The organism is Faecalibacter macacae (assembly GCF_003687725.1).
GTDB classification, from domain to species: domain Bacteria; phylum Bacteroidota; class Bacteroidia; order Flavobacteriales; family Weeksellaceae; genus Empedobacter; species Empedobacter macacae.
This window is the reverse complement of sequence record NZ_RDOJ01000026.1, coordinates 1-25,167: the sequence shown is the minus strand read 5'-3', so window position 1 is coordinate 25,167 and position 25,167 is coordinate 1. Positions and strand designations below refer to the sequence as shown.

At 28.6% G+C, this 25,167-nt stretch carries 28 protein-coding genes; 10 read left to right on the top strand and 18 right to left on the bottom strand.

The window, feature by feature from the left end:
- Nucleotides 1-551: IS3 family transposase (locus EAH69_RS13335; RefSeq protein WP_121935711.1), on the top strand; the 551-nt coding region annotated here is incomplete at its 5' end.
- Nucleotides 552-605: 54 nt separating this feature from the next.
- Here EAH69_RS13335 and EAH69_RS13330 read toward each other — a convergent pair.
- The 4 genes from EAH69_RS13330 to EAH69_RS13315 all read right to left on the bottom strand — a co-directional run bounded on the left by EAH69_RS13330 (nucleotide 606) and on the right by EAH69_RS13315 (nucleotide 4,444).
- A complete protein-coding gene (locus tag EAH69_RS13330) occupies nucleotides 606-1,109 on the bottom strand; it encodes a hypothetical protein (protein ID WP_121935710.1) in 504 nt (167 codons plus the stop codon).
- Nucleotides 1,109-1,528, bottom strand: a complete 420-nt coding sequence (locus EAH69_RS13325; RefSeq protein WP_121935709.1) for a hypothetical protein — start codon at nucleotides 1,526-1,528, stop codon at nucleotides 1,109-1,111. Before EAH69_RS13325 ends, EAH69_RS13330 begins: the two co-directional genes overlap by 1 nt.
- A gap of 8 nt (nucleotides 1,529-1,536) precedes the next feature.
- Nucleotides 1,537-2,721, bottom strand: a complete 1,185-nt coding sequence (locus tag EAH69_RS13320; RefSeq protein ID WP_121935708.1) for a sigma-54-dependent transcriptional regulator — start codon at nucleotides 2,719-2,721, stop codon at nucleotides 1,537-1,539.
- Between the two features lie 82 nt (nucleotides 2,722-2,803).
- On the bottom strand, nucleotides 2,804-4,444 hold the full coding sequence (locus EAH69_RS13315; protein WP_121935707.1) for an AMP-binding protein: 1,641 nt from the start codon (nucleotides 4,442-4,444) through the stop codon (nucleotides 2,804-2,806).
- Between the two features lie 216 nt (nucleotides 4,445-4,660).
- Between EAH69_RS13315 and EAH69_RS13310 the strand changes: the two genes are divergently transcribed.
- Entirely contained in the window at nucleotides 4,661-5,149 is a 489-nt protein-coding gene (locus EAH69_RS13310; protein ID WP_121935706.1) for a DinB family protein, read from the top strand.
- Nucleotides 5,150-5,216: 67 nt separating this feature from the next.
- On the opposite strand, the gene EAH69_RS13305 is transcribed toward EAH69_RS13310, so the two are convergent.
- The 3 genes from EAH69_RS13305 to EAH69_RS13295 are packed head-to-tail and all read right to left on the bottom strand — an operon-like array spanning nucleotide 5,217 to nucleotide 6,792.
- Entirely contained in the window at nucleotides 5,217-5,693 is a 477-nt protein-coding gene (locus EAH69_RS13305; protein WP_121935705.1) for a hypothetical protein, read from the bottom strand.
- A 25-nt stretch (nucleotides 5,694-5,718) separates the two neighbouring features.
- Nucleotides 5,719-6,369, bottom strand: coding sequence for an NAD(P)-dependent oxidoreductase (locus tag EAH69_RS13300; RefSeq protein ID WP_121935704.1), 651 nt, complete (start codon nucleotides 6,367-6,369; stop codon nucleotides 5,719-5,721).
- A gap of 15 nt (nucleotides 6,370-6,384) precedes the next feature.
- Nucleotides 6,385-6,792: an RrF2 family transcriptional regulator gene (locus EAH69_RS13295; RefSeq protein ID WP_121935703.1), complete on the bottom strand. Its 408-nt coding sequence runs from the start codon at nucleotides 6,790-6,792 to the stop codon at nucleotides 6,385-6,387.
- A gap of 114 nt (nucleotides 6,793-6,906) precedes the next feature.
- Here EAH69_RS13295 and EAH69_RS13290 point away from each other — a divergent pair, with 114 nt between their 5' ends.
- From EAH69_RS13290 to EAH69_RS13280, 3 genes are all read left to right on the top strand, one after another.
- Entirely contained in the window at nucleotides 6,907-7,485 is a 579-nt protein-coding gene (locus EAH69_RS13290; protein ID WP_121935702.1) for a Crp/Fnr family transcriptional regulator, read from the top strand.
- Nucleotides 7,478-8,089 (top strand): hypothetical protein, encoded by a 612-nt coding sequence (locus EAH69_RS13285; protein WP_121935701.1) that lies wholly within the window; start codon nucleotides 7,478-7,480, stop codon nucleotides 8,087-8,089. The genes EAH69_RS13290 and EAH69_RS13285 overlap by 8 nt, the downstream gene beginning before the upstream one ends.
- 68 nt (nucleotides 8,090-8,157) lie before the next feature.
- Nucleotides 8,158-8,910: a DUF4241 domain-containing protein gene (locus EAH69_RS13280; RefSeq protein ID WP_121935700.1), complete on the top strand. Its 753-nt coding sequence runs from the start codon at nucleotides 8,158-8,160 to the stop codon at nucleotides 8,908-8,910.
- 67 nt (nucleotides 8,911-8,977) lie between these two features.
- Here EAH69_RS13280 and EAH69_RS13275 read toward each other — a convergent pair whose 3' ends face one another.
- Nucleotides 8,978-9,844, bottom strand: coding sequence for a DUF808 domain-containing protein (locus tag EAH69_RS13275; protein WP_121935699.1), 867 nt, complete (start codon nucleotides 9,842-9,844; stop codon nucleotides 8,978-8,980).
- A 141-nt stretch (nucleotides 9,845-9,985) separates the two neighbouring features.
- Here EAH69_RS13275 and EAH69_RS13270 point away from each other — a divergent pair, with 141 nt between their 5' ends.
- Together EAH69_RS13270 and EAH69_RS13265 are read left to right on the top strand one after the other, a co-directional pair.
- The gene (locus EAH69_RS13270; protein WP_121935698.1) at nucleotides 9,986-11,668 is read left to right on the top strand and encodes an RluA family pseudouridine synthase; all 1,683 of its coding nucleotides are present in this window, start codon (nucleotides 9,986-9,988) and stop codon (nucleotides 11,666-11,668) included.
- 21 nt (nucleotides 11,669-11,689) lie between these two features.
- On the top strand, nucleotides 11,690-12,040 hold the full coding sequence (locus EAH69_RS13265; RefSeq protein WP_121935697.1) for a hypothetical protein: 351 nt from the start codon (nucleotides 11,690-11,692) through the stop codon (nucleotides 12,038-12,040).
- 76 nt (nucleotides 12,041-12,116) lie between these two features.
- Here EAH69_RS13265 and EAH69_RS13260 read toward each other — a convergent pair whose 3' ends face one another.
- The 3 genes from EAH69_RS13260 to EAH69_RS13250 form a co-directional block, all read right to left on the bottom strand.
- Nucleotides 12,117-12,902: an alpha/beta fold hydrolase gene (locus EAH69_RS13260; RefSeq protein WP_121935696.1), complete on the bottom strand. Its 786-nt coding sequence runs from the start codon at nucleotides 12,900-12,902 to the stop codon at nucleotides 12,117-12,119.
- Nucleotides 12,903-12,975: 73 nt separating this feature from the next.
- On the bottom strand, nucleotides 12,976-13,572 hold the full coding sequence (gene def / locus EAH69_RS13255; protein ID WP_230466828.1) for a peptide deformylase: 597 nt from the start codon (nucleotides 13,570-13,572) through the stop codon (nucleotides 12,976-12,978).
- A gap of 56 nt (nucleotides 13,573-13,628) precedes the next feature.
- A complete protein-coding gene (locus EAH69_RS13250) occupies nucleotides 13,629-14,042 on the bottom strand; it encodes a DoxX family protein (protein ID WP_121935694.1) in 414 nt (137 codons plus the stop codon).
- Nucleotides 14,043-14,158: 116 nt separating this feature from the next.
- On the opposite strand from EAH69_RS13250, the gene EAH69_RS13245 reads away from it, so the two are divergent.
- The 3 genes from EAH69_RS13245 to EAH69_RS13235 all read left to right on the top strand — a co-directional run bounded on the left by EAH69_RS13245 (nucleotide 14,159) and on the right by EAH69_RS13235 (nucleotide 16,221).
- Complete coding sequence (locus EAH69_RS13245; protein ID WP_121935693.1) at nucleotides 14,159-14,968, top strand: hypothetical protein; 810 nt, start codon at nucleotides 14,159-14,161, stop codon at nucleotides 14,966-14,968.
- A gap of 72 nt (nucleotides 14,969-15,040) precedes the next feature.
- Complete coding sequence (locus tag EAH69_RS13240; protein WP_121935692.1) at nucleotides 15,041-15,478, top strand: hypothetical protein; 438 nt, start codon at nucleotides 15,041-15,043, stop codon at nucleotides 15,476-15,478.
- Nucleotides 15,479-15,579: 101 nt separating this feature from the next.
- Nucleotides 15,580-16,221 carry a LuxR C-terminal-related transcriptional regulator gene (locus EAH69_RS13235; protein WP_121935691.1) on the top strand — a complete coding sequence of 214 codons (642 nt, stop codon included), beginning with the start codon at nucleotides 15,580-15,582 and terminating at the stop codon, nucleotides 16,219-16,221.
- A 156-nt stretch (nucleotides 16,222-16,377) separates the two neighbouring features.
- On the opposite strand, the gene EAH69_RS13230 is transcribed toward EAH69_RS13235, so the two are convergent.
- The 7 genes from EAH69_RS13230 to hppD form a co-directional block, all read right to left on the bottom strand.
- A complete protein-coding gene (locus EAH69_RS13230) occupies nucleotides 16,378-17,898 on the bottom strand; it encodes a carboxypeptidase regulatory-like domain-containing protein (RefSeq protein ID WP_230466827.1) in 1,521 nt (506 codons plus the stop codon).
- A 2-nt stretch (nucleotides 17,899-17,900) separates the two neighbouring features.
- Nucleotides 17,901-19,289 (bottom strand): CsgG/HfaB family protein, encoded by a 1,389-nt coding sequence (locus EAH69_RS13225; RefSeq protein WP_121935689.1) that lies wholly within the window; start codon nucleotides 19,287-19,289, stop codon nucleotides 17,901-17,903.
- A 50-nt stretch (nucleotides 19,290-19,339) separates the two neighbouring features.
- Entirely contained in the window at nucleotides 19,340-19,750 is a 411-nt protein-coding gene (locus EAH69_RS13220) for a curli assembly protein CsgF (protein WP_121935688.1), read from the bottom strand.
- A 3-nt stretch (nucleotides 19,751-19,753) separates the two neighbouring features.
- Nucleotides 19,754-20,485, bottom strand: a complete 732-nt coding sequence (locus EAH69_RS13215; RefSeq protein ID WP_121935687.1) for a CsgE family curli-type amyloid fiber assembly protein — start codon at nucleotides 20,483-20,485, stop codon at nucleotides 19,754-19,756.
- Nucleotides 20,482-20,853 carry a hypothetical protein gene (locus tag EAH69_RS13210; protein WP_121935686.1) on the bottom strand — a complete coding sequence of 124 codons (372 nt, stop codon included), beginning with the start codon at nucleotides 20,851-20,853 and terminating at the stop codon, nucleotides 20,482-20,484. The genes EAH69_RS13215 and EAH69_RS13210 overlap by 4 nt, the downstream gene beginning before the upstream one ends.
- Before the next feature lie 72 nt (nucleotides 20,854-20,925).
- Nucleotides 20,926-22,878 carry a hypothetical protein gene (locus tag EAH69_RS13205; RefSeq protein WP_121935685.1) on the bottom strand — a complete coding sequence of 651 codons (1,953 nt, stop codon included), beginning with the start codon at nucleotides 22,876-22,878 and terminating at the stop codon, nucleotides 20,926-20,928.
- A gap of 245 nt (nucleotides 22,879-23,123) precedes the next feature.
- Nucleotides 23,124-24,254: a 4-hydroxyphenylpyruvate dioxygenase gene (hppD, locus tag EAH69_RS13200; protein ID WP_121935684.1), complete on the bottom strand. Its 1,131-nt coding sequence runs from the start codon at nucleotides 24,252-24,254 to the stop codon at nucleotides 23,124-23,126.
- Nucleotides 24,255-25,167: the final 913 nt, after the last annotated feature.

Here is a 25,167-nt window from a genome sequence, read left to right as displayed (position 1 = left end):
CTTACAAAGGAGAACAAGGAAAGATTGCACCAAACATCTTGCAAAGAGCATTTAAGGCTGATAGACCTAACCATAAATGGGTAACCGATATTACCGAGTTTAAAGTAAAAGATAAAAAACTATATTTATCACCAATAATGGATCTGTACAATCAAGAAATTATCAGCTATGAGTTAAGCGAGCGTCCAGTGTTCAATCAAGTGATACTTATGCTTGAAAAAGCATTTAAAACAACTAAAAACACCAAAGATTTGATATTACATTCCGATCAAGGATGGCAATATCAGATGAAACAATATCAAGCTTTATTAAATAAAAAAGGAATCATACAAAGTATGAGTAGAAAAGGAAATTGTTTGGATAATGCTATTATCGAAAATTTCTTTGGAATATTAAAATCTGAATTATTTTATTTACAAAAATTTAATTCTATTGAAGAGCTAAAAAAAGAAATAAAACAATACATTTACTATTACAATAACGAGAGAATTAAATCGAACTTAAATAAAATGAGTCCGATACAATATCGAACTCATTTTTATAATTATTAATTTTTAATCTGTCCAAACTTTTGGGTGCAGTCTAGTTTAAGTTCGCTTTTTTTATTATTTATCTACATCAATCGTTTTAGATTGTTCCATTTGATATAATTCAATTAAATCACCAATTGGATAATTCATCCAATCTACCTGTTTTTTGATTTTATGGTTTTCATCAAAATACAAATAAGTTGTAAATTTCATCGGTGCAAATGTAAATCCATTGTATGTATATGAATTAAACTGTCCATTTACAACTGCCATAGAATCGTTTGTAATTACTTCATTAACTTTCAGAACTTTGTTATTTTCATAAGCCAAAGACTTATCATTCCATGCAAATAGTTCGTTCAATAAATAACCAGTTTCAAATTTTATAACAGAAGTATTCTGAATTACATTTTCATATTCTACTGAATCGTTATAAAACGACTTCATTTGATTATAATCTGTCTTAGCAGAATATGTTTCAAAATATTTTAGTGCAACTTCTTCAGATTTAGATTTTTCTTTATTCTGACAACTGAATAATAAACCAGCTGCTGCTAAAAATAAAACTTTAAATTTCATTATTTTTCAATTCGTGTTAAATAGTTTCCTCCTTCGTCATCAGCTGTACCATCAGAATTTAAAATCATAATTGTAGAGTTATCAGACCATTTTAAAAATTGAAATGGTAATTGTTTTTTAGAATCAAATTCCATCAAAGAACCATCATCTTTTTTATACCACTCTCCTTTTATTTTATTGTTTTTATAAAATATTGTAAAATCGCCATTTTCCTCTAACTCCAATTCTATAATTTGATCAAAATATTCACCTTTGAATTTACCCTGATAAATAATTGATTCGAAACTAAAAACTGAACTTTCTTCAATCGAAAGAACATCTTCATGAGTTAGTACTCCGTAACTTTTATCTTCCTTTTCTTCTTTACAACCAACAAAGGAAATAGCGATTATTAAAAAAAGAATAATACGTTTAATCATTTATAAGATTATTTTTTAACGTACATTTTTACATCTTCTTCACTAATTGGATTTGCACCTAAAATCATTAAACGTTCTACAACATTTCTTAATTCACGGATATTACCAGTCCAATCTATCTCTTTTAAGGCTTCATGCGCTTTATCATCAAAAGACTTATTTTCAAGACCTAAATTAAGCGAAAAATCTTCTGCAAAATGATTTACCAATGCCGGAATATCATCTTTACGATCATTTAAACCTGGAACATTGATAATGATTACTGCTAAACGGTGATATAAATCTTCACGGAAACGACCTTCATCAATCTCTTTGCGTAAGTCCTTATTTGTTGCTGCTAAAACACGAACGTTTACATTAATTTCCTTTTCTGAACCAACTGGCGAAACTTTTCCTTCTTGTAAAGCACGTAAAACCTTAGCTTGTGCAGAAAGACTCATATCTCCAATTTCATCTAAGAAAATTGTACCACCATCTGCTAATTCAAACTTACCTTGTTTATCCTTAACCGCTCCTGTAAATGATCCTTTTACGTGACCAAATAATTCAGATTCGATTAATTCAGCCGGAATTGCAGCACAGTTGACTTCTACTAATGGTTTTTTATTACGTGTACTTTGTTCGTGAATGTGATGAGCAACCAATTCTTTACCAGTTCCGTTTGGACCTAAAATAAGAACACGAGCATCTGTTGTAGCAACTTTTTCAATCATAGTTTTCACTTGAGTTAACTCAGGCGAATCACCAATCATTGTATATTTTTTAGATACTTTTTTCTTTAATTCTTTGTTCTCCTTTTTTAATGCTTTATTAGAAGATTTTAATGATTTATGATCTAAAGCAATACGAACCGTATTTAATAAACGATTTAAATCTGGTGGCTTAGATAAGAAATCGAAAGCTCCTTTTTTAAGACAATCTACAGCAATTTCAATATCACCATGACCAGAAATCATTACAAACTGTAATTCTGGATTATATTCCATAGCTTCTACTAAAACTTCAGTTCCGTCTTTCATCGGCATTTTAATATCGCTAATTACTAAATCGTATTCGTTTTGTTTAATTTTCTCGATACCAACAAGACCATTCTCAGCTTCATCAACAACCCATTTTGGGTCTTCGTCCATTAAAATGCTTTTTAAGACATTTCTGATTGCTTGTTCGTCCTCAATTATTAATATTTTAGACATAATATTTTAAATAGTTAATTTATACTTTGTTCTCAAAAATAATGGATTTTTCGCTATAAAACTATTATACACTGACCAATTTTTAAGAAGTTTTTATCATTTTAACGTACTCTAATCCCAGTTCTCGTGTAGATAAATCTCTCATCTCTACTTTACGAATTTTGCCGGAAATTGTCATCGGAAATTCTGTTACAAACTTCCAATATTTAGGGCGTTTAAAATGAGCTATTTGTAAACAATATTCTTTTAATTCGTCTTCAGTTAAATTCATTCCTTCTTTCACTTTAACCCAAGCCATCACTTCTTCACCATATTTTTCACTTGGTACACCGATAATCTGAGCATCAGAAATTTGATCGTGAGTATATAAAAAATCTTCAATTTCTTTAGGCGAAATATTTTCACCACCACGAATAATTATATCTTTAATTCGACCTGTAATATTGATGTAACCTTCGACATCCATCGTTGCTAAATCGCCAGAATGTAACCAATTATTAGAATCAATTACTTTGTTTGTAGCTTCTGGATTGTTCCAATATTTTTGCATAACTGAATAACCTCTCGTACACAATTCACCTGCAATACCACGAGGTAGAATATCTCCAGTTTCTGGATCTATAATTTTAATTTCTAGATGATCTTGCACTGTACCAACAGTTGAAACTTGCTTTTCAATCGGAGTTCCAATTACTGTTTGAGTTGATACAGGAGAAGTTTCTGTCATACCATAACAAATTGAAACTTCTTTCATATTCATTTTAGATTGAACTTTTTTCATAATCTCAATCGGACAAGGTGATCCAGCCATTACTCCTGTACGAAGTGAAGTTAAATCAAATCGATCAAAATTAGGTAATTCTAATTCTGCAATAAACATAGTAGGAACACCATATAAAGAGGTACATTTTTCTTTTTCGACAGCATCTAACGTTAATTTTGGATCAAAATTTTCAGACGGAATTACCATACAAGCTCCATGAGAAACACAAGCCATATTTCCGATAACCATACCAAAACAATGATAGAAAGGAACAGGAATACAAACACGGTCTAAATGAGTATAATTTAAACGAATCCCGATAAAATATCCGTTATTTAAAATATTATGATGTGTTAATGTTACTCCTTTCGGAAAACCAGTTGTTCCCGATGTATACTGAATGTTTACAGCATCATCAAACTGAACTCTTTGTTCTGCAGACATTAAATCAATACTCGAAATTCCTTCAGCCATTTCAAGAAAATCGACCCAATTTTCTTCAAAAATCACAACATGTTCAAGCAAATCAGCTTTTGAACGAACATTTTGTAACATTTCTTTATAATGACTTGTTTTAAATTTTTTAGACGCAAATACAGCTTTAATTCCTGATTGATTTAAAACATATTCTAATTCATTTTCTCGGTAAGCCGGATTTAAATTGACTAATATAACTCCAATCCTTGCTGTAGCAAATTGAATTAAAGTCCATTCTGCTCTATTTGGTGACCAAATCCCAACTCGGTCACCTTTTGTAATTCCTAAACCAATTAATGCCTTTGCAATTTCTTCTGTCTGAGAATAAAATTCTGTATAAGTTGCTCTATAATTTTGATGTATACAGACCAAAGCTTCTTGTTGAGGATGTTTGGCTACTGCATTTCGTAAATTTTCTCCAATAGTTTCACCTAATAGTGGATATTTAGAAGGTCCACTTGCATAAGATAATGATGTAATCATTGCGCACACGTTTTGTATTTTTGATAAATAAGTATTTAATCATATCAAACTTATGTAGAAATTTTATTTCATTAATTTAATATCAATTGTAAAAATGCAACATTTAGAAAATGAATAATTTTCAGTAAAATAATTATTAAAAAATAAAATATTAATCAAATATATTATCAATCAATCATCTTAAATACTATATTTATCCTTCAAAATTATGAAATTATGAACTATAACCACAACAATTATATTTCTAGTTATGATGGTATTACTGTTAATGATGCCTTAGAAATTAGAATTGAGGAAATTAAGAAGACTTTAAATCTAGTAACAGATTTAAATAAATGGGATTATAGGTATGCTGAAGACAAATGGACGCTTAAGGAATTAGTACAACATTGTATTGATTGTGAGCGAATTTTTAGTTTCAGAGCATTACATATTGCTAGAAATGACAAAAACATCTTACACACATTTGATGAAAATGATTACATTTCGAATTTAAATTCTGAAAATATTAATTCTGAAAATTTAATAAAAGAATGGCTGCATTTAATGAATGCAACTCATTTTCAGTTTGAAGGGTTTGATAATGAAACTTTAACGAAGAAAGCTTTAATTGGAGAAAACGAATTAACTGTAAAAAAGATTGGATATATCATTGCAGGACATTCCATCCATCACATTAATATTATCAAAGAAAGATATTTGTAAAAATAAAAGGTTGCTCTAAAGAGCAACCTTTTTTATCTATCAAAAAATTCTGAAAATTCTGAAATTATTATATCGTTTTTTGCACTACGATGTCTGGATTATCTGGATCTATTAAGATATCAATATATTGGTTTTCATTGGGATTAGTTCCTTCAGAAACCTCATCATAATAATCTAAAAAAGTCTGATAATTTTTATGACTTTGTGGATGCTCATATATAACTTCTAATATGTAATTCGGCGCTGATTTTAAAGCAAGTAAAGTTCTCTGAACCTTAACAATTTTTGCTCTTGTTTTGTAACCATTATTAATAATTTTTCGCTTTTGGTAGAATATAGATAAATTGTGCACGCCTGAAATGATTAAAAACCCTGCAATTGCAAATAATATCATTGCTACTAATTTTTCAAATAAATATGAAAAATCCAGTAATAAAATTGATCCAGCTAAAATTATTATACTAGTTATAACACTTAAAATTCCTATGTAAAATCTCATAACTAAAATTTCGCAAAGGAATTCTAAAAGCGTACCGAAAAACATTGTTTAACAATACTTTATAAAATAATTAATAACCTGCAGTAAATCTTCTTTTTGTGAAATTTTGTTTTTCTACTTCATCTGCAATAACAACCGCAACATCCTCTACCGATAAAACAGAACGTCCATCTTTTCCTATTACAGGATTATCTAGACCTAAACGATATCTACCAGTACGAACACCAGAAGTTCCTTGGTGCATCTCGATTGCAGGCGAAAAGAATTCCCAATCAATTTGATTTTCAGTTTGTATAAAATCTAAATATTCTGCTGCTGCAGTTGCACCTGGTTTTATCTCATCTGGGAATTGTGGAGTGTCAATTACACGTAATTCATCATCTAAAAATAAACTTCCTGCACCACCAATAACTATAAATCTTTTAACATTTGCTTTCTTCGCAGCTTCCTGAATATTTTTAGCTCCTGTTAAGAATTCTTCATAAATATTTGGATTAGTCCAACCAGGATTAAATGCTGAAACTACAACATCTGCACCTTTTAAATCAGCCGCTAAAGCATCTACATCATTTACATCAATCTGAATTGGAACTACATTTTTTAAATCTGATTCTGTATTGATAGAACGAGAAATCGCTTTAATAGAATGATTTCTTTCTGATAATTCTTTTAAAATTGCTGAACCAACAAAACCTGTTGCTCCAATTAATGCTACTCTCATATAATAAAGTTTGATTTATTTAAATTTTGCCGAAAACTCTTCCAGCGTTGTATTACTTAATTGTTTTATTAAACTATTTTCTACAGATAAAAATAATTGATCCAAAGATTCATTCATTTGCTTGCCAATAGGACATTTTGGATTTGGTTGATTTTTTTTCACAAAATCGATGTCTTTTGTAATTATTTGATAGATATCTCCAAAAGTAATTTCACTAGCATCTTTAATCAAAAAACATCCTCCATCCTTTCCTTTTTTTGAACCTAAAATTTCTGCATCTTTTAAAATCTGAATTTCTCTACGCACAACCACAGGATTAACATTTATACTTCCTGCAATAAAATTAGATGTAATTAATTCGTCCTTAAACTTTTCAGTCAATACCAAAATATGTACAATCGTTGCAAAACGTAAATTATTCATCTGTTATAAATTCTATGTCAAATATAAAACAATATTTTTAATTGTAACAATTTTAGTAACAATTAAATTTTTCTTAAAATAAACTCCTATATTTGCTACTAAATAAACGCAATTATGCAAAATTTCGTTAATCATTTAAGAAAACAAATTGATCTTAGTGATGAACAAATCGAGATCATTTTAAATCATATTACAATTAAAAAGTTTAACCGTGGAGAAATGATTCTGAACGCAGGAGATTACTCTAACGATTATTATTTTGTAGAAGAAGGTGTTATCCGTTCTTATATTATTGACGATAACGGTAAAGAACATATAGTGCAATTTGGTACTGAAAACTGGATTGTAAGTGACCGAAATAGTGCCATGTGTAAGCAAGAAGCAAAATTCTACATCCAAGCAATTGACGAATCTACATTAGTGATTTTGAATGATGATGTAAATGAATTAATTACAAACTTAAATCCTGATTATGTAAAAAAACAAGTGAGTTTATTACAAAATCACATCAGGCATATGCAGGACAGAATTACCTCTTTATTAAGTGCCACTGCAAAAACAAGATATTTAGATTTTATCAAATTATACCCAACAATTACAGCTAAAGTACCGCAATGGATGATTGCATCATACCTTGGAATAACCCCAGAAAGTTTAAGTAGAGTTAGAAAAGATATAGCGTCAAATGGATAAATATAGTTTTGATCGATTCATCAAACAAAAGAATCAAAATAGAGGAAAAAAAATCTTAAAATTAGTAGCTACATTTTTTATATTATCAGCAATTAGCTATGTATTTATTGAGTTTAAAGTATTTAAAGATAACAATACTGCTTTCTATATTTTCATGGTAATATTAGCTACAGCTGCAGCTTATTTTAATGGATATTTTAAAGCTCCTAAAGAAGAATTAGAAGGTCATTTTGACGGAAAAATTAGTTTTACGAAAGAATCTATTTCTATTGGAGAGGATAACTATTCAATTCAAGATATTCAATCAATTACAATTCATAACAATGATTATGTTGGAAAAAAATTATACGAACAACATGAATTTGAAACGAAAGGTAAATCGCAAGGTGTAGATAATCAGTTAATTTTAGATTTAGGAAATCGAAAATTTATTGAGGCTGAGTTTAAACAATATACCCTTGGTGAATTTGAAAAAATGAAGAGAATTTTAATTTCATATCATAAAGCAAATAAATTATCTTTTGATGATTTAGTTTATATCATGAAATTAGAATACGACATTGATAAAAATGAATTAAAAAAACAAATTGATAAGAGAAGTTAATTAAATATTAATCTTATTAAATTGAATTTCTTATCATTAAATTTGAAACATAAATAATAATTATAATTATGAAACCAACTGCAGAATGGTTAAAAATTTGGGAAGAAAAACGTGAATTTACGTTAGCTCCAAATGATTTAGATATGTATTTCACTTCAAAAGAAATCAACGAAATTAAAGTTGATCAAATTTCTTTAGGTGAAATCTCTTTACCAACAGGACAAATAATCGTTAACGATCCATTAGGACAATATTTAGCTTTAGACAATAATCCATATTTCGTAGAAACTCCTAAAGGGAATTTCCCATTACAAGCGAGTATTATTACTTACGAAGATGATGGTGATGTTGAGAATTTAATTGCTTGTGTAAAAATTGCTTTTACTGACGAAAAACCTGTTCGTTACGAAGAAGCTTTAAAAGGAATTGAGTCTATTGAAGATTTAAATGAAGGTGAATACTTTGGTTTTGCTTCAGAAAGTGGTTTAACTACAATTGTAGATTTTAGCGCTAAAGAAGCTTTTACAAACTTTATTGATGAAGTAGAGTCTACTGATAAAAACTTATATGACGATTACTTTGCACCATTATTTACAGAAAATGTAAAGAATAATCCTGCTTACCAATCAGAAGATGGTGATTGGATCAACTGGACTATTCCTGCTACAGATGTAAAAGCACCTATTTTCCAAGCTGGTTTTGGTGAAGGTGTTTACCCATCTTACTTCGGTTACAATGCAGCCGGAGAAGTTGTTGCTTTCTACATTCAGTTTATTGATGCTGAATTAGAAGATGAAGAAGAAGATGACGAGTGGGTTTAATCCATAACTTATAAAACAAAAATCCCATTGAATATTCAATGGGATTTTTTTATTACTTGAAGTTATATTATTTCCTTGCTACAACCTTATATAAAGACTGAAATACTTTTACTAAAAGTACCACTAAAATACCAGCGATGATAGCTAAAATAATTTGCTTAACAGTAACATTTAAATTTGGTAACCAATGATGTATTGCCTCAATATTATGATCAAAAATACCACCCGAAACCATTAATAAAGCAACTGTTCCTACATAACCTAATACTTTGATAACAAAAGGTAAACCTTTAACTAATCCTTTTCCTAAAGAAGTTAAAAAACCTTCACCATTAGATTTTTTTATTAATCGATATCCAAAATCATCCATACGAACAATTAATGCTACTATTCCGTAAACACCTACAGTTGCAAGCAAAGCTATTAAAGATACTGTTCCGATTTGTACTGCTAATGGTTTATCTAACACAGTTCCTAAAGCGATAATTACAATTTCTATTGATAAAATAAAATCTGTAGTTACAGCAGCTTTAATCTTATTTTGTTCAGCTTTTGATTCATCAATATCTTCCAATTCCTCTACATTTGATTTTTCATTTCTATGAAAAATCATTTCAATTATCTTTTCGACACCTTCATAAGCCAAATAAAATCCTCCTAAAATCAGAATATATTTAATAAAATCAGGAAAATAAATATTCAACAATAATACGATTGGTACAATAATTATTTTATTTAAAGTAGAACCTTTTGTAATTGCCCACAAAACAGGCAATTCTCTGGACGAAACAAAACCTGTTGCTTTTTCAGCATTTACAGCCAAATCATCACCTAAAATTGCAGCTGTTTTCTTGGTAGCAATCTTACTTGCAACCGCAACATCATCCATTAGAGCAGCAATATCATCTAATATTGCAAAAATACCCGAAGCCATAGTTTATATTGTTTTTATAGTAACGTAAATTTATTAATTAATTGGTTTCTATCGCGAATCAATCAAAATAATTCTTAAAATATTTTATGATAACGATTCAGTACATTTAACCTAAATTTGCAAACTATTTTAGTACACGCAATGTCAAGTTATTTTCATCATTTTAAGCAACCAATAGATAACTATACTTTACCTAAATCTTTAGATTATCCATTTTTTTATAAACCTCATCCTATTGCAGAATTAGCAAGCAAGGAATTACAAGAATATTTGGAAAATCAAACCGATTTTGAGCATAATTTTGGATTAAAACCAAATGATGAATTGGCTCCAATAGGAAAGATGTTTGGTGTTTTGGTTTGCAAAAATGATAATGGAGAAGTCGGTTACATAGCTGCTTTTTCTGGAAAATTAGCAAATACAAATCAGCACAAACACTTTGTTCCTCCAGTTTTTGACATGTTAAATGTGGATGGTTTCTTTCTACAACAAGAAATAAGATTAAATGAAATTAATGCAATTATTGATCAATTAGAAGCTAATAAGAAATATATTCAGCTAAAATTAGATTTAATTGTTTTTGATGAACAAGCAAACTTTAAAATTTCTGAAGGAAAAGAACTTTTAAAATTTAATAAAAAAGACCGTAAGCAACAACGAGCTCAAATTGTACCTTTATTATCAGAAGAAGAAGCTATTGCTTACGAAGAAGATTTGGTGAAACAAAGTTTACGTGATAAACACGAGTTCAGAGTTTTGAATCATGAAATTGAAACAAAGCGAAATGATATTCTGACTGAAATTAATGTTTTTGAAACTGAAATTAATGCGTTAAAAGAAGAACGTAGAACAAAATCAAATTCACTTCAAAATCAATTATTTGATCAATATCAATTTCTAAATCAAAATAAAACGAAAAAAGGATTAAGAGAAATTTTTCAAGAAACTGTATTTCAACAACCTCCTGCAGCAGCTGGTGAATGTGCAGCTCCGAAACTATTTCAGTATGCTTTCCAAAATAATTTAGAACCTATTTGTATGGCCGAATTTTGGTGGGGCGATTCTCCAAAATCTGAGGTTAAAAAACATAAACACTTCTACCCTTCTTGTACAGGAAAATGTGAACCAATATTGGGTCATATGTTGGAAGGAATGACTATTGATGACAATCCTTTAATACAACAAAATAATTACGGAGATAAATTAGAAATAATCTATCAAGATGATGATATAGTCGTTGTCAACAAACCTGAAGAGTTTTTATCTGTTCCTGGAATTGAAATTAAAGATTCGGTTTATATCAGAATCAAATATCAATTCCCTAAAGCTATAGGACCTATTATTATTCATAGATTAGATATGGCTACATCAGGAATTTTAGTTTTAGCGCTAAATAAAGAAAGTCATAGATTAATTCAACAACAATTTATAAAACGTAAAGTTGAAAAACGATACATCGCTTTATTAGATGGAAACGTAGAAAATGACGAAGGTTTTATTGATTTACCTTTACGTGTCGATTTAGACGATAGACCTAGACAAATGGTTTGCTACGAACATGGAAAACCAGCACAAACTAAATACAAGGTTATAAAAAGAAAAGATAATAAAACTTTAATTCATTTTTATCCTATTACAGGACGAACACATCAATTACGTATACATGCGTCGCATCATTTAGGTTTAAATACACCAATTTTAGGCGATGATTTATATGGTAAAAGTGCTAATCGTTTGCATTTACATGCTGAATATTTAGAATTTACACACCCAACAACAAAAGAATTGATGAAATTTCAGGTCGAACCTAATTTTTCTCTTTAATTTTGTATTATAATATTGACAATGGAAGAAAAAGAATTAACGATTAGAGATGTTATTTACCGTGATATGGATGCAATGATCATGGCTAAATTAAAAAATGATGGCAAAATTTCAATTGATGATTTAATTGATATTGCCTCTTATTTAGCTGCTGGATTATTCCGTAAACGTTGGCAACAAAAAGGAGAATTAACTGATGGTGAAGTTAATGTTGTATTAGGGAATATTGGAGATTTTTGTCACGAGCATTTCGGTGAAAATTTCACTCAAAATGATTATGATAAAATTGTAAAAATTTCTAAATTACTATTACAAAAACCAACCTTTGATGATGATTCACAATCTTTTTTCGAAGATATATTAAAAAAATAAGCAGTACTTTATGTACTGCTTTTCTTTTATATTATTTTAAATTTTTAATTTGAAATCGAATTCATTAATGCAATAATTATAAATTCTTCTTTATAAATTCTATGACTTTTTCGTTGAAAATCTGAGGTTGATCTACATTAACAACATGACCACTATTTTCTACAACATATAATTGAGCCGATTGATTATGTTCTTTTACCAACTTTTGAATCGTTGGTAAAAACATATAATCCTCTTCACCCATAATATAAAATGTAGGAATATTTATCTCTACTTGTCTAAACCATTTTAATAATGGATTAACATCTGAAGTCAATTTAAACCATTTCAAAAACTCTTTTTGATATAATTTTTTAGCTTCGTTAATAAACATATTTCGAGATTCTTTGTGTGCATTTTTAGGCATTATTGCAAAAGCAAAAATCTTGTAAAGAAATAAATACGGAAAAACATTTTTAAAAATATTACCAACTTTCATCAAAACTTGCCCACGGAAATTCATTTTCATGACAGCACCACCCATAACCATAGAAGTGATACGTTCTGGGTAATCTTCTGCAATTTGACGAATTATTATTGTTCCTAATGAAACTCCTACAAAATGAGATTTTTCAATATTTAAATGATCCAATACATCTAAAACATCTTTGGAAACCGATTTAAAAGTATATCTATTTTCAAACATTAATTTTAGATTATTTTTTGAACGACCATGTCCACGTAAATCAAGCATGAGAACGTTAAAATGTTTACGAAATTCCCTTATTTGTTTAAACCAAATTGTAGAACTACCTCCTGCTCCGTGAACAAAAGTAACCCATTCTTTACTTGTATCGTGTTGATATATTGTATGTGCTAACAAATTCTGTAATTATATATAGTTCAAATAAACAATAATTATTCCTAAAATCATCCAATATTAAAAAAATGAAATCTTATTTTGTTTGATAATAAACTTCGTTTATTTCATCAGCCTTTTTAAAAGTAGAATTCTCTTGTTCAACAATTCTATCTGTAAATAATTTACCAATTAAGTGGTCATACTCATGCTGAAATATTACTGCAGAAAAACCTTCAACAATCTCTTCATATTGATTTCCTTCTAAATCAAAATAATTTAATTGTAAGGCCAAACTACGATATACTTTTCCAAATTTATCAGGAATTGATAAACAACCTTCACGACCATAACGTAAGATAGACGAATACCATGTTATTTTCGGATTGATATAAAATTCAAATGGCTGCCCCTCTTTATCTATTCTTTGTACCCAAATAGCATTTCTATTAATCCCAATCTGTGGTGCAGCAATTCCAACACCTTTACTCATTTCGTCTTGTACAGTAGCATACATACGATCTGCTAATAATTTTATCATAGGATCTTTAGGATCTAAATCCTTAGAAACTGTTCTTAAAACTTTAGTGTCGGCCGTAGACGATGTAAGTAAAACACGCATTGGTGTTTGTGCCGATTTTGAAGTAATTAATTTAATTTCGTCTTTCGAGAATTGCTCATAAGTTGAATTCATAGTTTGTGCATTTAGTAAAAATGAGCAATAGAATACAACTAAACTAATTATTAGTTTCATTTATTTCTTAATAAAGAATCAACAGAATATTTACCTGCTCCTGATAAAAATAATACTAAATAATTGATTAGATAGAATAATCCCAATTCTTTTTTTCCAAAATCATGATCTAAATGTACTACAAAAACTGCCACTATCATTGTAATAATTAATGGTATAGCTGCTAATCTTGTAAAAAGACCTACTAAAATTAAGAAGGCACAAATAATTTCTGCAAATACGGTTAATGCTAGAGAGACTTCAACACCTAATCCTATTGGATCTCCAAATTCGAAATTTCCGTTTACTAATTTCACCAATTTACCCCAACCATGGGTAAACATAAAACCGCCTGCAGCTATACGTACTAATAATAAAGATAAATCGATTGCTGCTGTTTGGTTACCTACCAAAGAAAATTTTGTACTCATATGTATTTATTGTTTATCAAATATATTTAGAATTCTAAACATTATTGACAAATAAAGGTTTTAACGATAATAATCATAATTTATGTTTACTTTTATGAATCTAAAATTATATAATTATGATCAAGAAGTATAGTTCAATTTTAATATTAGTTGGCGGAATTTTATTTGCTCAAACTACTGATTTAGAAAAAGAAAAAATAAATAATTCACCGAAATCAGTTGAAGAATCTTTTACAAAAGCAATTATTAGAGCTAATATTATTGAAGATTATATTCAAGAATTTCATACCAAAACAAGCTATAATACAAAGGGAAATATAAATCAAAAGGAACATTATTCAGATACTGGAGATTTATTATATACAGAAAATTATACCTATAATGATGAAGGTAAATTAGTTAAGATTGAAATGACTACTGAAGATCAATCTTTTACTAAAATTCATGATTTTGAATATACAACAGATGGTTACAAAGAAATTAAAAGTGAAAATGAGACTGTAATTGCTGAAACATTGTATAAAATTGTAGATAATAAGATTGTTTATCAGAAAGATACTTCTTTATTAGAAAATGGAATTTTTACTGAAAGAACAAATGAATATAAAGGTGAACAACTTTTAAAAACTGATGTGAAATATGGTAAAGACGGATATGTTGTAAATTATAAATACAATCAGAATTTACTACCTATTGAAGAAGTTGTATATGATTTAAAAGGAAAATTAGTTTCGAAAAAACGAAGAAAATTTGATGAAAAAGGAAATATAATTGAAGAAAATTTATACGATAGCACGGGTCGATTAAAAACTAATAATCGTATAAAATATGAATATGATACAAATGGAAATTGGACTGTTAGAACACAATTTGCAAATAATTTAGAACAACCAGTTTCAAATTCTAAAAGAACTATAAGGTATTAATTTTTAATACCTTATTTTTTTTGCCATATCATTTTTTTTGTTATATTTAATGCAACAACTAATCTAAGATTTATGAGTTTTGAAATTAGTATTAATGAATTTAATAGACAGTTTCAACTTTACCAAAAAGGCGAACGTTATAATTTAAATTTACATCAAGTAGATTTAAATCATTTTATCGTAACTTTTTTTAATGAAAAAATTGAAGATTTAGAAATTAATTATTCTTGTAAAGAAAAAGACAATAACTATTCACAAAAGGTAAATTACACTTCGTTTAATTTCTTTTTTGATAGCGTAGAAAACTTGCTTGACCATCAAGTAAATTATCTACAAGGTTATTTTACTACTTATGACATGTATTTTATTTCAAAACCAGATTACATCGAAATTAATTACATCAAACGCGAGCTCTTATTTGACATCGTTGATCGATTATTAAACGGTATGGATTGTAACTACAAATCTAGGCTAAAAACCGAACTTCTAATCAACATGGAGTTTGATTAAATTTCTTAAATAATTAAAACCTCTTACTTAAATAATTAAAATTAATTTAAACTAGATCTTTTTCAATATTTTTATGTTAAACTAAAAAACTAACCTAAACTATGAAAATATTTATACTAGATCAACATAAAATTGTGATTGATGGTTTAATATCCTTACTACATAGAAAAAGAGATTATGAAGTTGTAGGTTATGCAACAAATATCAGCGATACAATTAATTGGTTAAAAACTAATAAAGTAGACTTAATAATTTCTGAAATAAATTTTCATAATGAAGATATTAATTATTTTATTAAATCAATTAAGAGCCAAGATATTAAAATTTTAATTTTAACTGGTGATTATAAGATAAAAAAAATATCAGAATTATTTAAAAATGGTATTAATGGATTTATTGAAAAAGAAACAGAATCTAAGTACTTGTTTGAAGCGATTAAAGAAATTTCTTTAAATAAATCATATTTAAGTAACAACTTACAAAAAAAAGTATTAACTCAATTTAGCTATGATTATACAAACAATAATTATACTGAGTCCAATATATTAAATAGTATTACAAACAGAGAATTAGAGATTATTCAACTCATTTGCGAAGGTTGTAATAGTAAGGAAATATCAGACAAACTATTCATCAGCTTTAATACAGTGGAAACCCATAGAAAAAGAATATTTCAAAAATTAAAAATCAAAAATTCGATTTCTTTGATGAGATTTGCACTTAGAAATGATATAGTTCAATAAAATAATTTTAATAAATATAAAAAGAGCATGATTTGTAAATTCATGCTCTTTTTATATTTATTGAAACTTTATTACTGAATAATTTATTTTAAATCTATTTACAAAAATAAAGAACCTCCTTTAAATTTTAAAGGAGGTTCTAACTAAAAATGTAACCTATTCCCAATCTGGCATCCAAGCATTCTCGAAAAGTAGAGTTCTTGAATAATTTCCATTATCAGCATCAGCTGTTAGAGAAATTTTATAAATATCTTTCCTTGATAATCCATCATTAGAAGTTTGAGTAAAAATAATCTCAGCTTCATTTGGTGAAAATCGAGGATCAATATCAATAAAACCTGTAGGAATTTTAGATAAACTAGACACATCAGTAAATGTATCTGTAATAAGATTATATATAAAAATATGTGTATTTAATTGTCGATATGTATTGTTTTGGAAACCACTAATATCTCTTGTAAATAAGATCGTATTTCCATCCACAGAAATATCTAAACCTCCCATAGCTCCACTTACATTTTCCACAATAGTTTTAAGATGATTACCCATAATATCAATCATTATAATTTTAGCATTATAACCATCAATGTCATTAGTTTTAAGTACTATTTTTGAACCATCATTACTCCAAACACATTCTGTAATATAACTTCCATCCTGTGTTGTATAAACCAAATTAGTACCACTACCATCTTTATTTACTCTATATAATTTATTATAATTAGGGTAAATCAATTCACTACCAATTGCATTCCAACTATAATCAATTTCATTATTATTGAAACCGGAAATAGGATTTTGAGTAACTCTAACGGCATTACTTCCATCTAAATTTGAAGTGTAAATATGCAAATTCCCTTCATTCATTCTTAAAAATGCCATTAATCCTGCTGATACATTTTTACGAGGTCTTAAATCATTAACATTATCTTGTGTTAATTGAAAGAAATTTCCTGTTTCATCACTTGAAAATATATTTAAGTTATTCCCAACTTGTCTAACAAAATGAAATCTATTCTGTGGAACTTTTGCTGTTTTAAATTTAAATACTGGACTATACACCTCTTCATTAATGTCATCATTTGCAACTATCTGCCAAAAATAACTTGTATCAAAAGATAAATTCACAAGTCTATATGATGATTCAGACAAATCTTCAATTGTAACAACATCATCATTACGATTATTCTTTACAATTAATTTGTATTTTATCTCATCTCCATCTGGATCAACACAAGTCCATGAAAGATCTACTGTTTGACCTACTTCAAAAGCATTATCGTATGGTGTAATTAATTGAGGAACATTAGGCGGAGAATTTAATGCATTGTCATCTTTCATTTCAACAACAACACTAACTACTTGATTCATTTCGATTAAATTAGCAGGATTAATTTCCATTAAATAACCTTTTAATTCAGCTTTTATTGAATAATCTCCCATAGGTACATCTTTTATAATAAAAGTACCATCCTCACCAGTAAAAATTGTTTCAGTTGTAGGTGCAGTTGATATTTTTACATTTGCTAAAGGTTCATTTGTTTCATGTTTTACAACAATTCCTTTAATAGTTCCTAAGTGTGAACTTTCTTCTATTTCTTCACTACATTGTACAAATAGTAACATTAAAAGAATAATGCTAAATGACTTAAATAGTTGCAATATTATTTTTTTCATAGTTACTTGTTTTTTCTATTACCAAAATAAAGATTCAAACCTGCGCCAAAAACAATCATATTATCATTTCGTTTTCCAGCAATAACATTCTCCCAATCATCAGAAAAACCAAAATCATAACGTCCAAAAGCTCTTATACCTAATTTTTTAGATAACATGTATTCAAATCCTCCTCCCGCATGTACTTTTCCTGAAATTTCTTTATTTTCACCTTCAGATGGTGAAATAATCCCAATTCCAATATTACCAAAAGGTGTAAATTTTGATTGTGGAAACAAAAGATATTCAACATCTAAGTCCAAAGAATTGTATGATTTATTAAAAATTTTCTTATTTGCTAATTCAAAAGTTGAAGCTGTTGCAGATACATTCCAAAAATCTGATATCAAAAATTTCAGACCAAAATTAATTCCAAGTTTAGATTCTGAATTTAATAAGTCATTTTTAACTAAATTCCCAGTAGCACTACCAAAAATACCGATTCTACCTCTATTTAAATTTTCTTTTAAATCTACAAATCGTGTAGTATTGATTGAATCTAATTTATTTTGATTTTCTACTAACTCATTAAAGCTTTCTTTATTTTCTTCTGAAACTTTCCATAAATCATCCTTAGACCCTTCTATAACTAAACTATATACCGCATTTTCTATAGCCTCCTTTACAGCTAAATGTACTGGTTCATTCTTAGTTATTCCAACTTCTGCTTCTAATAATCTTTCTGGGTCTACATAGCGGAAAAAACTTCCATTTACAGATTGTGATAAAATTGTCTTAGAAGTATATACTGTTTTTAAAATTTTTCCTGTACTAGTCGATACTGCTCTTAGATACACGGATAAACGATCTTGTCTATATTGTGTACTTCCACCAACACCAAAATATCTTAAACCAGCTCCTCCAGTTAATAAATTAGTGTCGTAAGAGATTATACCTCCTTCTATTATAATTCCTGCGAATAATAAAGGTGGTAATAAAGTTTTATCTTGTCCATTAGAATATTCCTGACGAGTGGTTTTGATAATTTGTCTTTCATTTAATAAATCACCTATATTTTCTCTTTCAATAGTTGTAAACCATTGAGAATCCTCTAATGCTTTTAACAAAATAGATGTTGTACCCTGTGGAATGGCCGTACTCCAGTTTGAATTATAGTCTGACGCTTTATATTGACCTGTTTGGTCTTTAAATTTATAAACCGCAACTACAACTGGCTCATTTGGCTTAGGTAATTGTTTTAATTTTGAAGTATAAGGAGTAATTTCTCCTAATGTAGAATTCTTTGATCCTGTAGGTGTATGTATAAGTGCATTACATCCATACAAAATCATTGCAGTAAAAATTAATAGCAATTTATTAATTTTCCTACTTAAATTATTTAAGTGTAACATTTTTAGTTTATTTGGTTATTTTTTTAGTTTTTAAAGTGTGAAGCTATTATTTACATATTTGGTATTGTTATATTTGTTTGTTCTCCTGTTTTTATATCAATAATTCTAATTGTTACTCCTCCATAATAATCTTGGATATTAACATTTAAAGATCCTACATTGTAAATACCATTTTCAAAATTGGTACCTACACCATAATCATTTCCAAATAAACTATTTGAAATTTGATTTAAAATTTTTCTATTTATTTGATCTTCAAAACTGCTTAAATTTGAGGTAGAATACGATGAGTATTTTGAACTTGAATCATCATATGGGTTTTGCGCTGATGCAGAACTCATTAATTGTTGATAATTAAAAGTTTCTCCTCCAAAATTTGGATTTACTGGTTTATACACCATTTGTTGACCAAAAGCATACGATGAAATCAAAAAAAATAAACCTAGTATTGTTATTTTCATTCGCTAATAGGTATTTATTATTTTTCTATTCTTATCATAATTTATTAATTGTCTGAAGATATATGAATTCAATTCTTTTAAATATTCTTCACTAGGATTTAACATAAAAGTTGCTAATACTTTATCTTCAACATATATTTCTACTTTAGAATTTCTACCTTGTGGCGGAAACTCATATATTTCTATTAAAAAAGGATATTTTTGATCTAATAAATTATATGAATTATAAAAGATATCAAAAAAATCTTTTCCTAATTTAGATTTTGTATGATCTGTTACTAATCCTCTTATAACAAATTCATTTTGATTTGATTCAACTTGATTATAGTAATTATCTAAAGAATTCTTTAATTGATTCGCTGAAGAATAATTCAGAACTAGTGAATCTTTTGAAATTAATTTGTTATTATTTTCATCTCTGATAAAAAGATATGCTTTCATCTTATCATCATCATTAAAATTTAATTTCATTTCTGATAAGATTTGTTTTTCATTTCCTTTTATTACAAATTTCCCTTCTTGTTTTTGATTTGATAAATTTCCTGTTTTTCCCTGTTTAATAACTAAAAACAAATAATTTAATTCATATACAATTTCATCACTATTTAAAACTGTTGGATGTAAATTAATTAAATTTTCATTTACAGTATATTCAATTTTTGGTTTAAGATCTGGTAACTGCGCTAATAACGGATTAAAACAAAATAATATTAAAAAAAATATTATATATTTCATCTATTCTCTACTATTACAGTTTTATCATTTCCTTTAATAAATATACCCATATTCTCTGTGATTGAATTTAATCCAAATACATTAATTGTGTTATTTATCCCATGAGATTCTAACTTTATATTTGGTGAAAGATCTGTTCTATTATTATCCAAGTATTGAGTGTTATTGTTAATACCTTGCTGAGATACTATAATCATTGCTTCTTTTTGACTTATAATTGAAACATTATTTAAATCACCTATTTGATTTACATTAACTGAGCTTGAATAAATTAAATCAATAACGTTTTGTGAATTTATATGATCAAAGTTTTGAGCATTAACTCCAAAAGCAAGAAACAAACAAAATTTTGATAATAAATATTTCATAATTAATTTATTTAAAAGAAAGAGAGAAATTAATCTCCCTTTCTATAATATTAAAGTAAAATTTCATTTAGATTATCTACCTCTTTGAATTACTTCAGCGTTATTTCTATTTCCATCTTGAATAATATAAGATTGATTAGCTGCACCATTTTGATAAGTAGTTAAAGTATTTTCATTTCCAATTTGAGTATTGAATGTATAGTTTTCTAAACCTATTTGTGTAGAATTTGCAATATTACCATTTCCTTCTTGCCAAGTATCTGCCATATTGCTATCACCATGTTGTCCCATGCGTATTTCATTGTTATTACCTAATTGAACAGATACTCCAAAATTATCAAAACCATCTTGATAAGTTTCTACATAATTAGCATCTCCACGTTGTAAACTCGCAATTTCATTATTACTTCCATTTTGCCCTTGGATAGAAACATTTCCGTCTCCTTCTTGGCGCACATAAGCATAATTATCATTTCCTCCTACATTATTCCAGTTAGGTGCTCTTCCGAAATCATCTTGGGTCTGTGTAGCAGAATTACCATTACCAATTTGTTCTATAGCAGCAACATTGTTAACACCCTCTTGGTATTGGTCTGCCATATTAGAGCTTCCATCTTGTGTTACATGTGCATAATTATCAACTCCAAATTGTACAGTTTGTGCTACATTCTCAAATCCATATTGATTTTGAACAAATTCATTGTTATCACCTATTTGTAATCCTAAAGCTATATTTCCATCTCCAATTTGAAGTTGTGACGAAGAATTTTCATCTCCTCCTTGACTTGAATATGCTATATTATTATCTCCTCCTTGACCTTGAAATACTGAATTACCATCACCTGCTTGCTCTATTAATGCATAATTACCATCACCTAATTGAATTTGTGATGCTAAATTTTCATTACCCATTTGATATACTTCTGCACCATTTCCATCTCCAATTTGAAGTTGTGAAGCAGAATTTCTATTACCATCTTGTACAATAGCAGCTCCATTTCCTAATCCTTCTTGAAATTGGTTAGATTCATTTCTGTTTCCAGTTTGTTCAGAAATAGCATAATTCAAAAGACCATTCTGAGATTGTACTGCATTATTTCTATCTCCGTCTTGCATAACGTATGCCTCATTAGCCCATCCTTCTTGAGTTTGAGATGATTCATTTCTGTTACCCGTTTGACTTGCAACCGCTTCATTAAAATATCCAAGTTGATCTTGTGTTGCTATATTTCTATTACCATCCTGTTCTACTAAAGCACTTTGTCCAAATCCAGTTTGAGTTTGGTAAGATTCATTGAAATTACCATCTTGGAAAGAATTAGCTGTATTAGCAACTAAAGCTTGCGTTTGAACTGAAAGATTACCACTTCCTTCTTGAGCTGCATCAGCCTCATTATAATCACCCACTTGCGTTTGTAATACTAAATTCGCATTACCATCCTGTTGAGTTCCTGCATAATTTGAATTACCATCTTGTGATTGAGTTGCACTATTTCCAACACCAAATTGTCCTGCACCAATAAAATTATTATTACCATTTTGTGTTTGTGCAATACTATTTATTACACCATCTTGGTAATTAGTAGCGTAATTTTCATTTCCAGTTTGTGTAGTTGTTACTCTGTTTAAAGTACCATACTGAAACGATTCAGATCCATTCCCATTTCCAGTTTGTACTAATTCAGAACGGTTACTTAAACCTTCCTGTAATAAACGTGCTGAATTAAGATCACCTGTTTGTGTTTGATTTCCTACGTTTGAATTTCCAAATTGTTCAACTTTTGAATCATTTGAATTTCCTGTAGAAACAGTAGTATTCATATTACGATTTCCATCTTGTAGAATATCACTTGTATTGTCGTTACCTTCTTGAAGAACAGATATTTGATTTCTATCACCATATTGTTCCGCACTACTGTAATTGTTATTTCCTCCAGAAACATCTGGATTAGATAATTGATCTACTTGCGCAGCAGCGAATGAAGTTGCCATTGCAGCAAATAATGATAAAGTAATTTTTTTCATAATGTATTAGTTTTGATTAAAAATTTTACTCAACTAAAGTATGAAAGAATTAACTTTATTAAAATAGCTAAATTAGTGATTTTCAGTTGTAACCTTTTTCAGTTACCTAATAATAGTATATCAATTCATCAAACTTAAATATTAATTTATGAAAGATCAAAATAAACAAACTAATATAAAAAAAACCGCTAAATTTCTTACGAAATTCAACGGTTTAAAAAATCAAAAAATTGCTGTATGTATTATTATAAGTTTCCTCTTTTAGCTTGCTCTCTTTCTAATGCTTCAAATAATGCTTTAAAATTTCCTGCACCAAAAGATTGTGCTCCATGTCTTTCTATGATTTCATAAAATAACGTTGGACGATCTTCTACTGGTTTAGTGAAAATTTGTAATAAATAACCTTCTTCATCGCAATCCACTAAAATTCCTAAATCTTGTAATTTTTTGATATCTTCATCAATATCACCAACGCGATCTGGAATCATATCATAATAAGCTTCTGGCGGAGCAGATAAAAACTCAACTCCACGAGCTTTTAATTCAGTTACAGTTTTTATAATATCTTTTGTTGCAACTGCAATATGCTGAACTCCTTCTCCTTCATAAAAATCTAAATATTCTTCTACTTGAGATTTCTTTTTCCCTTCAGCTGGTTCATTAATAGGAAATTTAGAAAAACCATTACCATTACTCATCACTTTAGACATTAAAGCTGAATATTCTGTATTGATTTGTTTATCATCAAACGATAAAATATTCACAAATCCCATCACATCTTGGTACCATTGTACGGTTTCGTTCATACGATTCCAACCTACATTTCCAACACAATGATCTACATATAATAAACCACAATCTGTTGGTTGATACGCTGATTCTGATTTTACATAACCAGGCATAAATGGACCATTATAATTCTTACGTTCAATAAACATGTGGATTGTTTCACCGTAAGTATAAATTCCAGACATTTTAACTTCACCAAACTCATCTGTAATAGTAGTTGGTTCTAAATATGGTTTTCCTCCACGTTTAGTTGTCTGCTCAAATGCATCATAAGCATCATCAACCCAAAGTGCTAAAATCTTAACTCCATCCCCATGTTTCATTTGATGTTGGGAAATTGGCGAATCAGATTTTAATCCTGACGTTAAAACTAAACGGATTTTTCCTTGCTGTAAGACATAAGATGCTCTATCTCTTACACCTGTTTCTGGTCCTGCGTATGCAATTTCTTGATAACCAAATGCAGTCTTATAATAATGTGCTGCTTGTTTTGCGTTACCAACATAAAATTCTATATAATCTGTTCCGTTAATCGGAAGAAAGTCTTGTGCTTGTGCTATTTTTTCAGCAAATGTTTGTGTACTCATTTATTGTGTGTTTTTTTATTTAATGTATTTATTGTCAAGCTAAATTTATTTCAGATTCCCATCTTGTTAATTCTTTTGATGTGATCTTGAAACGAATTCTGGATGACTTTTAACTTTGATTCTTCAACAGGCTCAGAATTACAATCCTTTTGTTAAGCTGAATTCAATTCAGATTCTCATCTTGTTAATTCTTTTTGATGCGATCCTAAAACGAGTTTAGGATGACATTTGATTTTGATTCTTCAACAGGCTCAGAATTACAATCCTTTTGTTAAGCTGAATTCAATTCAGATTCTCATCTTGTTAATTCTTTTGATGTGATCCTGAAACGAGTTCTGGATGACTTTTAACTTTGATTCTTCAACAGGCTCAGAATTACAATCCTTTTGTTAAGCTGAATTCAATTCAGATTCTCATCTTGTTAATTCTTTTGATGTGATCCTGAAACGAGTTCTGGATGACTTTTAACTTTGATTCTTCAACAGGCTCAGAATTACAATCCTTTTGTTAAGCTGAATTCAATTCAGATTCTCATCTTGTTAATTCTTTTGATGTGATCCTGAAACGAGTTCTGGATGACTTTTAACTTTGATTCTTCAACAGGCTCAGAATTACAATCCTTTTGTTAAGCTGAATTCAATTCAGATTCTCATCTTGTTAATTCTTTTGATGTGATCCTGAAAAGAGTTCTGGATTCCTTTTAACTTTGATTCTTCGACAGGCTCAGAATGACAATCCTTTTGTCAAGCTAAATTTATTTCAGTTTCGCATCTTGTTAATTCTTTTTGATGCGATCCTAAAACGAGTTTAGGATGACATTTGATTTTGATTCTTCAACAGGCTCAGAATGACAATCCTTTTGTTAAGCTGAATTCAATTCAGATTCTCATCTTGTTAATTCTTTTGATGTGAT

Bases quoted from the DNA above. Each gene is read 5' to 3' on its own strand.
- EAH69_RS13330 (WP_121935710.1), bottom strand. From the start codon at position 1,109: ATGAAATTTAAAGTTTTATTTTTAGCAGCAGCTGGTTTATTATTCAGT.
- EAH69_RS13325 (WP_121935709.1), bottom strand. From the start codon at position 1,528: ATGATTAAACGTATTATTCTTTTTTTAATAATCGCTATTTCCTTTGTT.
- EAH69_RS13320 (WP_121935708.1), bottom strand. From the start codon at position 2,721: ATGTCTAAAATATTAATAATTGAGGACGAACAAGCAATCAGAAATGTC.
- EAH69_RS13315 (WP_121935707.1), bottom strand. From the start codon at position 4,444: ATGATTACATCATTATCTTATGCAAGTGGACCTTCTAAATATCCACTA.
- EAH69_RS13310 (WP_121935706.1), top strand. From the start codon at position 4,661: ATGAACTATAACCACAACAATTATATTTCTAGTTATGATGGTATTACT.
- EAH69_RS13305 (WP_121935705.1), bottom strand. From the start codon at position 5,693: ATGTTTTTCGGTACGCTTTTAGAATTCCTTTGCGAAATTTTAGTTATG.
- EAH69_RS13300 (WP_121935704.1), bottom strand. From the start codon at position 6,369: ATGAGAGTAGCATTAATTGGAGCAACAGGTTTTGTTGGTTCAGCAATT.
- EAH69_RS13295 (WP_121935703.1), bottom strand. From the start codon at position 6,792: ATGAATAATTTACGTTTTGCAACGATTGTACATATTTTGGTATTGACT.
- EAH69_RS13290 (WP_121935702.1), top strand. From the start codon at position 6,907: ATGCAAAATTTCGTTAATCATTTAAGAAAACAAATTGATCTTAGTGAT.
- EAH69_RS13285 (WP_121935701.1), top strand. From the start codon at position 7,478: ATGGATAAATATAGTTTTGATCGATTCATCAAACAAAAGAATCAAAAT.
- EAH69_RS13280 (WP_121935700.1), top strand. From the start codon at position 8,158: ATGAAACCAACTGCAGAATGGTTAAAAATTTGGGAAGAAAAACGTGAA.
- EAH69_RS13275 (WP_121935699.1), bottom strand. From the start codon at position 9,844: ATGGCTTCGGGTATTTTTGCAATATTAGATGATATTGCTGCTCTAATG.
- EAH69_RS13270 (WP_121935698.1), top strand. From the start codon at position 9,986: ATGTCAAGTTATTTTCATCATTTTAAGCAACCAATAGATAACTATACT.
- EAH69_RS13265 (WP_121935697.1), top strand. From the start codon at position 11,690: ATGGAAGAAAAAGAATTAACGATTAGAGATGTTATTTACCGTGATATG.
- def (WP_230466828.1), bottom strand. From the start codon at position 13,572: ATGAATTCAACTTATGAGCAATTCTCGAAAGACGAAATTAAATTAATT.
- EAH69_RS13250 (WP_121935694.1), bottom strand. From the start codon at position 14,042: ATGAGTACAAAATTTTCTTTGGTAGGTAACCAAACAGCAGCAATCGAT.
- EAH69_RS13245 (WP_121935693.1), top strand. From the start codon at position 14,159: ATGATCAAGAAGTATAGTTCAATTTTAATATTAGTTGGCGGAATTTTA.
- EAH69_RS13240 (WP_121935692.1), top strand. From the start codon at position 15,041: ATGAGTTTTGAAATTAGTATTAATGAATTTAATAGACAGTTTCAACTT.
- EAH69_RS13235 (WP_121935691.1), top strand. From the start codon at position 15,580: ATGAAAATATTTATACTAGATCAACATAAAATTGTGATTGATGGTTTA.
- EAH69_RS13230 (WP_230466827.1), bottom strand. From the start codon at position 17,898: ATGAAAAAAATAATATTGCAACTATTTAAGTCATTTAGCATTATTCTT.
- EAH69_RS13225 (WP_121935689.1), bottom strand. From the start codon at position 19,289: ATGTTACACTTAAATAATTTAAGTAGGAAAATTAATAAATTGCTATTA.
- EAH69_RS13220 (WP_121935688.1), bottom strand. From the start codon at position 19,750: ATGAAAATAACAATACTAGGTTTATTTTTTTTGATTTCATCGTATGCT.
- EAH69_RS13215 (WP_121935687.1), bottom strand. From the start codon at position 20,485: ATGAAATATATAATATTTTTTTTAATATTATTTTGTTTTAATCCGTTA.
- EAH69_RS13210 (WP_121935686.1), bottom strand. From the start codon at position 20,853: ATGAAATATTTATTATCAAAATTTTGTTTGTTTCTTGCTTTTGGAGTT.
- EAH69_RS13205 (WP_121935685.1), bottom strand. From the start codon at position 22,878: ATGAAAAAAATTACTTTATCATTATTTGCTGCAATGGCAACTTCATTC.
- hppD (WP_121935684.1), bottom strand. From the start codon at position 24,254: ATGAGTACACAAACATTTGCTGAAAAAATAGCACAAGCACAAGACTTT.